Consider the following 9,645-nt stretch of genomic DNA (forward strand, 5'->3'; position numbering starts at 1 on the left):
ATGATACACCTATGCTATACTTTAAGAAATTAAGGAATTCCTAACTGCAATATGTCTGGCTCCTGTGCATATTAAAATCTATTTACACACCCCGCCCTTTATTATTTTTTGATTATATTTGATTTTTTAATTCTCTTTATATTGTATTAATCACACAGAAAAAGCACGCCCACCCAAGTGCTTATCAATTTTAAAACCTAATAAAACGCACGGTAAGCTTAGTATTCACTAATGAAAATTATTTTATTTTTAATGCATATAGTTTTAATATTAACTTAACCGTGCGTTAAATAATAATCAATAATTTTATGATATTTAAAAAATAGTTTTTTAATTTTGATTTTTATAAAATATATATTATAATTTCCAAATAATAATAAGAATTAGGAGGTTTATTATGAGTAATGAAGTATCTGATAGAAGTTGGGTTGTAACTTTACTTTTAGCAATATTTTTGCCAGTGCATAGATTTTATGTTGGAAAGGTAGGAACTGGAATATTATACTGGCTTACTGCTGGCGGTTTAGGAATATGGTATATAGTTGATATAGTTTTAATATTGTTAGATATTTTCACAGATAAGCAAGGAAGAAAATTAAGAAAATAAAAGTTTTTATAACAAAAAAATATAATAAAAAACCTCTAACAAAACTAATTGATAGAGGTTTATTTTTATAATCTAAAAAATTATTTTTATTTCCAAGTTGGTAAATAAGAACCTTTGAAATTCTCATTATAAACTTTTTCTACTATTTCAGACTGATAAGCAGCAACAACCTTTTTATATAATTCATTATCTTTATCAGCAGTTCTAGCAGCAATTAAATTAACAAAAGATTTAGTGCTATATATTGCAGGGTCATCTTTGAAAATATAATCAGAACCAGGGTTAAGACCAAAATCTATAGCATAGTTTCCGTTTATAACAGCACAAGCAACATCAGGAAGCAAACTATAAATACTTCCAGCATCAACTTCTACAATCTCTAAATTTAAAGGATTTTCTACTATATCGGCTACACTAGGAGAGTCTCCTGCTTCTGGTCTTACTTTTATTAATCCAGCAGCCTCCAATACTTTTAAAGCTCTTCCTCCATTAGAAGGGTCATTAGGTATAGCTACTTTATCTCCATTTTTAACTTCTTTTACATCTGTAATGTTTGTAGAATAAATATTCATAGCAGATATATAAGTATCAGCAATAGCAGTTAAATCATAGCCTTTATTTGATATTTCATCATTAAAATAAGCATAATGCTGAAAAGCATTCAAGTCTATTTCGCCATCATTTAAAGCCTGATTAGGAATAGTATAATCAGCAAAAGAAACTAATTCTACTTTAATGCCATCTTCTGCTAACTTTTCTACTATAGGATTCCAAATTTGATAATCAGACTCTCCTGCAAATCCAACTTTTACTATATTGTTATCTGCATTAGAATTTCCGCCGCCGCATGCACTAAAAGTTAAAATTAATGATGCAAAAGCTAAAACTAATAAAATTTTCTTCATAATATATTAACTCCTTATTAAAAAAATTATTAAATAATTATTTTATTTCCAAGCAGGTATATAAGCACCCTTAAAATCCTCAGCATAAACTTTTTCTACTTCAGCAGATTGATAAGCCTCTACCACCCTTTTATAAATATCATTATCTTTATCTTCAGCCCTTGAAGCTATTAAGTTTATATACATATTATTGTCATAATTTTTAGGGTCATCTCTAAATATATAATCAGCACCCGGATTAAGACCAAAATCTAAAGCATAATTACAATTAATAACCGCACAAGCAACATCAGGAAGTAAACTGTATAAACTGCCCGCATCCACTTCTATAATCTCTAAATTTAAAGGATTTTCTATATCATTAACTGTAGGATTATCAGGAGCATTATCTTTTATCTTTATTAAACCAGCAGCCTCCAATACTTTTAAAGCCCTCCCTCCATTAGCAGGGTCATTAGGTATAGCAACCTTATCTCCATTTTTTACTTCATTAACATTTGTAATATTATCAGAATAAATATTCATAGCAGATATATAAGTAACACCCAATATAGATAAATCATAACCTTTAGTATTAACTTCATTGCTGTAGTAAGCATGGTGCTGAAAAGCATCTAAATCTATATCGCCGTCATTTAATGCTTGATTTGGTATAGTGTAATCAGCAAAAGAAACTAATTCTACCTTAATGCCTTCTTTTAATAATTTCTCTTGCACAGGCTTCCATATAGTTCTGTCAGATTCACCAACATGACCAATCTTAACCGTGATTAAATCTTTTTTATTATCATTACTTCCGCCGCAAGAAGCTAAAAACAATGATAATGCAAAAAACAATAATAATAACTTTTTCATTATATATCATTCTCCTTCAAAAATAATTTAATTTTTTTAATGATTTAAATATTTTAAATATAATTTAAATATTTTAAATATAAAAAGAAATATTTTTCATCACATGGTAAGTGATAATTTATAATTTTTAGTCATAGTATCGCAAGAAGCATCAAAAAGTTTTTTCTCTTCTTCATTCATTTTAAGCTCAATTATCTCTTCAACTCCATTAGCTCCTAAAACTGCAGGCACAGAAGCATAAACATCTTTTTGACCATACTCGCCATTAAGATAAACAGAAACAGGTAAAACTCTATGCTCATCAGAAAGTATAGCCTTAGCAACCTCCGCAAGCGAAGTGCCTATTCCAAACTCAGTAGAACCTTTACCTAATAAAACGTCCCAGCCGCCTCTTCTTCCTTTATCAGCTAATTCTTTTAAATCTAATTTAGCATATTTTTCTTTACCCTCTTTCATAAGCTCAAGCAAAGGTTTTCCTGCTATAGTTACGCAAGACCAAGCAACCATCTGACTTTCACCATGTTCACCCAAAGCATAAGCGTATACGGATTTCTGATCAACATCAATAGCCTCAGATATAGCACGTCTTAATCTTGCAGAGTCTAATGTTGTGCTTGTAGATATTATTCTTTTAGTATCATAATTTAACTTGTTTTGTAAATAATGAGTAATAACATCAGCCGGATTAGAAATATTAATTATAATTCCATTAAACTTAGTCTTTTTAATATTAGCTACTATATCTTTCATAACTTCCACAGTAGCACCTAAAGTATCCATTCTTGTTTGATTTTCTTTAGGCAAAGGTCCAGCACACACCACCATCAAATCAGCATCATCAATATCACTATAATCTCCTGCTTTAACTTCAACTCTATGAGGAAGATAAACAGTAGCATCAAATATATCAAGAGCCTGAGCAAAAGCCTTTTTCTTGTCTATATCAATATAAACAATATCTTCAACTAAACCTTGTGCCGCTAAAGCATATCCCACATGTGAGCCTACATGACCAGCCCCTATAATAACTACTTTTCTATTTTTAATCATAATAATAAATCCTTTATAAAATATAACTTTTTAATGCGTAGCTTTTTTTACTATAAAATTACCGAGTGCCTGTATTAAACCAACAAGTATTACAAGAAGTATCACAGAAACATATATAATATCTAATTTATTTCTGTAGTATCCAGACTGTATAGCATAAGTGCCAAGCCCGCCTGCCCCAACTGCACCAGCCATAGCAGTAAGCCCTATTAAACTAATAGCTGTTATGGTAGTTCCTCTTGCTATAGGAGCAATACTCTCTTTTAAATAAACCCTAAAAATTATAGCTATAGGAGAAGAGCCCATAGACTGAGCAGCCTCAACTAAACCCGGATTAACTTCAGATAAAGCACTCTCCATCTGCCTTGCAAAAAAAGGTACAGTTCCGAAAATTAAAGGTAATATAGCACCCTTTACACCAATGGCAGTGCCCATTATGAATCTTGTTAAAGGTACAAGCATGGCAAGAAGTATTATAAAAGGTATAGCCCTAAAAAAGTTAATAACTTTACTTAATACTTCATATATTATAATGTTTTGCATAATGCCGTATCTCTTAGTAACAATTAAAAGTATACCCAAAAATCCGCCTACAAAAAATGATATAATACCAGAGTATAAAAGCATAATAAATGTTTGTATAATGCTGTCATAAAGCTTTGGTAAATCATTCATTACATTTGGTATTATTTTATTTAGAAACTCTAGCATCAGATATTACCTCCACATCAACATTTTTTTCTCTAAGAAACTCTATAGCTTTATTTATTCCTCCAGCTTCTCTTTCATGCATTATAATAACAAGCCCTCCAAGCAAACTATCATCTATAAACTCAACATTTCCAAAAACAATATTAGCATCAACATTGAAAGCTCTCGATATATGTGAAATAAAAGCCTCTACTACACCGCCTTTTTTATACCTAAGTCTTAATATACATTCATTTTCTTTTAATGCTGTAATGTCATTTTTCTCTTCTACTAAATCATATATTTTAGAAACGTTTGAAGTAGTGTCTATAAAATCTTGTGTTATTTTATTTTTTGGAGCAGAAAACACATCAAAAATATTACCCTCTTCTATTAAATTACCAGCATTCATAACCGCAACTCTATGACATAATTCTTTAACAACATTCATCTCGTGTGTTATTACAACTATAGTAATTTTTAATTTCTCATTTAATTTTTTTAATAATTTAAGTATAGAGCCTGTAGTTTGAGGGTCTAATGCACTAGTAGCTTCATCGCAAAGAAGTATATTAGGTTCATTAGCTAAAGCCCTTGCAATAGCCACTCTCTGTTTTTGACCGCCGCTTAATTGTGATGGATAAGCATAAGCTTTTTCCTTTATATCCACAAGCTCAAGCAAAGACATAACCTTATCTTCTACTTCTTTTTTTGAAAGTCCTCTATATCTTAAAGGATAAGCAACATTTTTAAATACATTTCTAGAGCCAAATAAATTAAACTGCTGAAATATCATTCCTATCTTTTTCCTTCTCTCTCTAAGCTCCTTTTGAGATAAAGACATCATATCTATATTATCTATATAAACCTTTCCAGAAGTGGGTCTCTCAAGCAAATTAATACATCTTACAAGAGTGGATTTTCCAGCACCAGAAAAACCTATTATTCCATATATCTCACCATCTTCTATTTTTATAGATACATTATTTACTGCATTAAGCTGTTTATTGTTTGCTGTTGTAAAAACTTTACTAACATTTTCTATTACTATCATTATTATTCCAATTTTAATTTTATTCTATGCATTATATAATTATATATATTTCTGTCAATAATAATTATGAAAACAATTTGTTTAGAAAATACATATAAATAGTAATGTTTATTCTAATACTTATATTATTTACACTTTAAAAAACGCCTATAGACTTCCCGCCCTTTTATATTTTATGCATAATTTAAAATTATTTATTTAAATTTATTTTACTGCCAAATTAGAAATTATAGCCCCACCCAAGTATTAATTAGATTTGCATATCAATTAACGCACGGTAAATAAACTTATAAACATAATAAAAATTATATCTTTAATTCAATTCATATTTTTTGCTTAGTTTAGCGTGCGGTGTAAAAGAAATATATATTAATTTTTAAATTGTCTTAACGGAAATTCACACTTCTTGTGAGTACAACACTCTTATCATCAAAATCAGTAACTTCAGCCCTAAACATATATTTACCTCGCTTAGGTATAAAACTGCCTCCTCTATAATAATGAGAATCCACTCCATAAACATCTTCAAATCTATAATCCGGCGATATATAATAAACATTGTTCTGCTTAATAAAATAAGTAAAATCATAATCTCTAAGCAAATCATCATTCATATATATTTTAACTCTCTTAAGCCCCATAGGAATGCTGCCAAGCAAATCATAAGCCTTAACAAATAATTTTATCTCATCATTATATTTTATAGACATATTATCTTTTATCTGTATCAACCTGCTTTCTGTTCTTAAATATATACCATGTATGAGCGGTGATTGTTCAGAGCCTTTATTCATATTAAGATAAGCAAGCGGGTCTATAACAAGCCCCTTTCTCATATCCTCTATTGTAAGATGTAAATGAGCCCCGCCGGAACGTCCAGTATTTCCTGTTAAAGCAAGAATATCATTTTCTGTTACTTTAGCATAATTTTTCTCTATGCTTCCATTGTCTATATGATAATAATAACTTCTAATACCTTCAGAATGCTCTACTATAAGAGTATTGCCGACTCCATATACAGGTCTTGTAGGGTCTTCATCAAAATCAGAATAATGCACTATCTCTCCGTCTGCTATAGGATATATAGGCATTCTGTTTCCGCCAAAATCTACCCCATTATGAAAATGGTCTGTTCTAAACTCTCCAAATGTACTTGTTATCCTAATCTTATTTTCATCAATAGGAATCCTCGCAAAAATTATCGCTTGAATAAATAAAACAAATATTAAAACAAAAAAACTTCTTTTTATCATAATTTCACTTTCTTATAGGCATATATCATTTTATCACTAACTATCATATATTCATTATATTCAGTAGATATATCAACATAATAAACCCAAGCATCTATACTCTTTTCAAATATCACCTCTTCAAGTTTATTGTCATATATAAGAACCTCACTATTTCCAGATTTAGATACACTCATTATAGTAGAATTAGTTTCCGCATTAAGCTTCATATTAACAGCATTGAGCATATTATATTTTTCTATATTTATTCTGTTAATTTCTTTACCATTGTTTAGAGAATATATTATAATGTCTCTGTCTGCAAGCATAAAAGCACGCATAGATTTTTCACTCACATAAGAAGATACATGCTTTCTTCTGTTTAGAGTAGTATCCAAATACCATAATGATTTGCCTTTAGAATCATATAATGTTATATATTCTGGTCTTATGCCGCTAATGGATAAAGCAAAACTTCCATACTCGCTTAAAGCAACAGATTTTACTATGTTTATCTCACTAAGTATTGTAGATATACTATAATCTACTTTACCGTTTCTATTTATATATGCTATATCACCGCTCGAAAAACCAGATATATAATCTCCTGTATATAAAGCAAAAGCACCGTCTGTAATAATTTCTCCATATTGTATATGTTCGCTTAGAGGGTTATTATCATAATCAAACATCTGAACTTTAGAATTATCACTCGAATGATAAATACTCCTATTAGCATAAGGTGAAATCTCTGGATATACAGAAGTATTAGTACGCCATAAAATCTCTCCGCTGCTGTTATAACATTCTATAACATTGCCGTATCTTTTATACTTAATGAAATATCCATTATTTAATGAAGCTAATTCCCCAAGAGATAAATTAGTGTAGTAGAAAGTTCTTCCTTTAGAATCAAAATAGTGAATTATGCCCTCAGGCTTTGAAAAGAAATTATGCTTAAAAGTACCTTCTATACTATAGTTATTATCATTAACAGGGTCTAATGTAGAAGATATTTCTTTATTCCATACATTAATTATATTATACTCTTCATTAAGCCTATTAGTGCCGAATATAAATATAAACAATAAAACTAAAATAAAAGCACTTATTAAAGTTAAATATCTAATAACAAAAGGTTCTGCATTATGTATATTTTTTACGTCTATAGTTTTAAAATCACTCATTAAAAAATTATTTTATCTCCGTAAGCACTCTCACATTAAATTTAGTAGGTTTATCTAATATACTCAAAGGGTCAAAAGTCATATTACCTGCTCTCATCTCCCAATGACAATGAGGTCCTGTAGACATACCAGTAGAACCTATAAGCCCAATAACATCTCCCTTTTTAACATACTGCCCCTCTTTAGCTATAAGTTTAGACATATGAAAATAGGTACTAAAAACCCCTTGACCATGGTCTATAACAACACAATTACCTCTTACAAATAATTCTCTTGAAACTCTCACAACTCCATTATTAGCAGCAATTATTGGTGTGCCGTTGGTGTTGGCAATGTCAAAGCCTTGATGGTATCTAGCATAATCTTTAGTATATCCTCTAAAAGCACCAAAACCAGAAGAATATCTTCCTTGTGCAGGCATTATATAAACACTGTCTGCATAATTTGTCGGAGTATAGCTTATGTAAATTTTACCGTTAAGAAGTTCTCTTTCCTCTTTTGATTTTTGAGGGTTACTTATAATATTTTTCATAGTACTTGTAACACCCGGTATTTGTTTAGGTTTTGGAGGCGGCGGCGTAAAATCTAAATCAATATCTAAAGCCACTGTAACTATAGTTTTATCTTTAAGCTCAAGATTTGATTGAAATTGATATTTTTTATCTTGAGCACCTACATATATTCCAAACACACTCTTATAAACTTTCATCTTATCGCTTGCATCTTTTACTTCAAAAAATTTTACTATAGGTCTTGCACTGCCCATAAGTTTTGGATTTTTTATTTTTATATCATCTTTAGAAGTTATGTAAATAGTAGAAACTTTACCAGCATAAAATGGATAAGGATCAACATAAACTTTTAAATCTTTGTCATAATTTTTAAAATCATTAATAGAGTTAAATTGATTAGCCCTAAGATAATAAGCACCATTAACTAAATTAATCTCTCCTCCGTCCTTTATAGAAAGAGATGTATTTTCTGATAGATAATAATATTTATTTTTTATTTTTATCTCAGCAAAAGCATTTTTTGAAGTTTTAATAGTATCTCCATCATAAACCTTATTGCTAAGGTTAGAAGCCTTGCCGTTTCTCAAAACTTCTATTTTCCCAAGATATTTAAAATCATACTGAGAGTATAATGATAAAGATAATAAAAAAACAAAAAATACTATATAATTTTTCATAAATAATAAACCTCCAAAAAATATTACATCTTATAATTGTCAAGCTGCAAAAGATGTTCTTTTATATCTTTATTGGAAGGAGCTATTTCAAATGCTTTAGTAAGATAATTTTTAGCATTAGAAATATCTTTTTTCTTAAAATAAGCCCAACCTAAAGAATCTAAATATGCAGGATTAGAAGGGTCTTTATGTAATGCTTTTTTTATTTCTTCTATTCCCTCATCTATATTAATATCACTATCAACCAATATAAAACCTAAAGAGTTTCTTGCATTTGGATTTTCTCCGTCTAAAGCAAGAGCCTTCCTTAAATACTCTATAGCCTTTCTCGAGTTTTTCTTTTTATAATAAACATATCCGAGCACAGAATAAATTTGAGTATTTTCTATATCATAAGATAAAGCATCAAGAAGCTCAAACTCAGCCAAATCATACATCTCTCTAATAGCATATATATAACCAACAATAACATGTGCCTGCATCATTCTAAGCGGATTATCAAGTCTTCTTAAAATCTTATCGAAAACTTCAAGTGTATTATCATAATCCTGCATCTGGGCATAGGATAAAGCAAGGTGGTATCCAGATTCTATATCATTGTTTTCAGCGAATATCTTTTCTAAAGAATCAATAGCCTCTTTATAGTTCTCGTTTCTAAATAGTTTTATACCCTCTTCTAATTCTATTTTTCCAGAACCTATACTCATATACGCTCCTATTGTTTTGTTATCATATTATTTTTATGTTATCATATTATTTTATATTTAAATAAAAAAATCTCAATATATTCATGAAAAAAGTTTTGTTTAGGAGCCATAGATATTGCACGTTTTTTAGTTAAAATAAAGTAGGTATTCCTTATAATATAAATAGCTA

10 protein-coding genes are annotated in these 9,645 nt (G+C 29.4%); 1 reads left to right on the forward strand and 9 read right to left on the reverse strand.

The window, feature by feature from the left end; genetic code table 11:
• The first annotated feature begins 397 nt into the window (after nucleotides 1-397).
• Complete coding sequence (locus tag Q0H31_RS12275) at nucleotides 398-607, forward strand: TM2 domain-containing protein (protein WP_147731291.1); 210 nt, start codon at nucleotides 398-400, stop codon at nucleotides 605-607.
• Nucleotides 608-693: 86 nt separating this feature from the next.
• Here Q0H31_RS12275 and Q0H31_RS12280 read toward each other — a convergent pair whose 3' ends face one another.
• The 9 genes from Q0H31_RS12280 to Q0H31_RS12320 all read right to left on the reverse strand — a co-directional run bounded on the left by Q0H31_RS12280 (nucleotide 694) and on the right by Q0H31_RS12320 (nucleotide 9,476).
• Complete coding sequence (locus Q0H31_RS12280; protein WP_295298607.1) at nucleotides 694-1,512, reverse strand: MetQ/NlpA family ABC transporter substrate-binding protein; 819 nt, start codon at nucleotides 1,510-1,512, stop codon at nucleotides 694-696.
• Between the two features lie 42 nt (nucleotides 1,513-1,554).
• Nucleotides 1,555-2,367 (reverse strand): MetQ/NlpA family ABC transporter substrate-binding protein, encoded by an 813-nt coding sequence (locus Q0H31_RS12285; RefSeq protein WP_295298609.1) that lies wholly within the window; start codon nucleotides 2,365-2,367, stop codon nucleotides 1,555-1,557.
• A gap of 99 nt (nucleotides 2,368-2,466) precedes the next feature.
• Nucleotides 2,467-3,417: an L-lactate dehydrogenase gene (locus tag Q0H31_RS12290; RefSeq protein WP_295298611.1), complete on the reverse strand. Its 951-nt coding sequence runs from the start codon at nucleotides 3,415-3,417 to the stop codon at nucleotides 2,467-2,469.
• Between the two features lie 30 nt (nucleotides 3,418-3,447).
• Nucleotides 3,448-4,128, reverse strand: coding sequence for a methionine ABC transporter permease (locus Q0H31_RS12295; protein WP_295298613.1), 681 nt, complete (start codon nucleotides 4,126-4,128; stop codon nucleotides 3,448-3,450).
• Nucleotides 4,109-5,161 (reverse strand): methionine ABC transporter ATP-binding protein, encoded by a 1,053-nt coding sequence (locus tag Q0H31_RS12300; RefSeq protein ID WP_295298615.1) that lies wholly within the window; start codon nucleotides 5,159-5,161, stop codon nucleotides 4,109-4,111. The genes Q0H31_RS12295 and Q0H31_RS12300 overlap by 20 nt, the downstream gene beginning before the upstream one ends.
• A 386-nt stretch (nucleotides 5,162-5,547) precedes the next feature.
• Entirely contained in the window at nucleotides 5,548-6,414 is an 867-nt protein-coding gene (locus tag Q0H31_RS12305; protein WP_295298617.1) for a M23 family metallopeptidase, read from the reverse strand.
• Nucleotides 6,411-7,580 (reverse strand): hypothetical protein, encoded by a 1,170-nt coding sequence (locus Q0H31_RS12310; protein ID WP_295298619.1) that lies wholly within the window; start codon nucleotides 7,578-7,580, stop codon nucleotides 6,411-6,413. The genes Q0H31_RS12305 and Q0H31_RS12310 overlap by 4 nt, the downstream gene beginning before the upstream one ends.
• Nucleotides 7,581-7,587: 7 nt before the next feature.
• Nucleotides 7,588-8,769: a M23 family metallopeptidase gene (locus Q0H31_RS12315; protein ID WP_295298621.1), complete on the reverse strand. Its 1,182-nt coding sequence runs from the start codon at nucleotides 8,767-8,769 to the stop codon at nucleotides 7,588-7,590.
• 23 nt (nucleotides 8,770-8,792) lie between these two features.
• On the reverse strand, nucleotides 8,793-9,476 hold the full coding sequence (locus Q0H31_RS12320; protein WP_295298622.1) for a tetratricopeptide repeat protein: 684 nt from the start codon (nucleotides 9,474-9,476) through the stop codon (nucleotides 8,793-8,795).
• Nucleotides 9,477-9,645: the final 169 nt, after the last annotated feature.

It is taken from the genome of uncultured Brachyspira sp. (assembly GCF_934747485.1).
Taxonomy (GTDB): Bacteria; Spirochaetota; Brachyspiria; order Brachyspirales; family Brachyspiraceae; genus Brachyspira.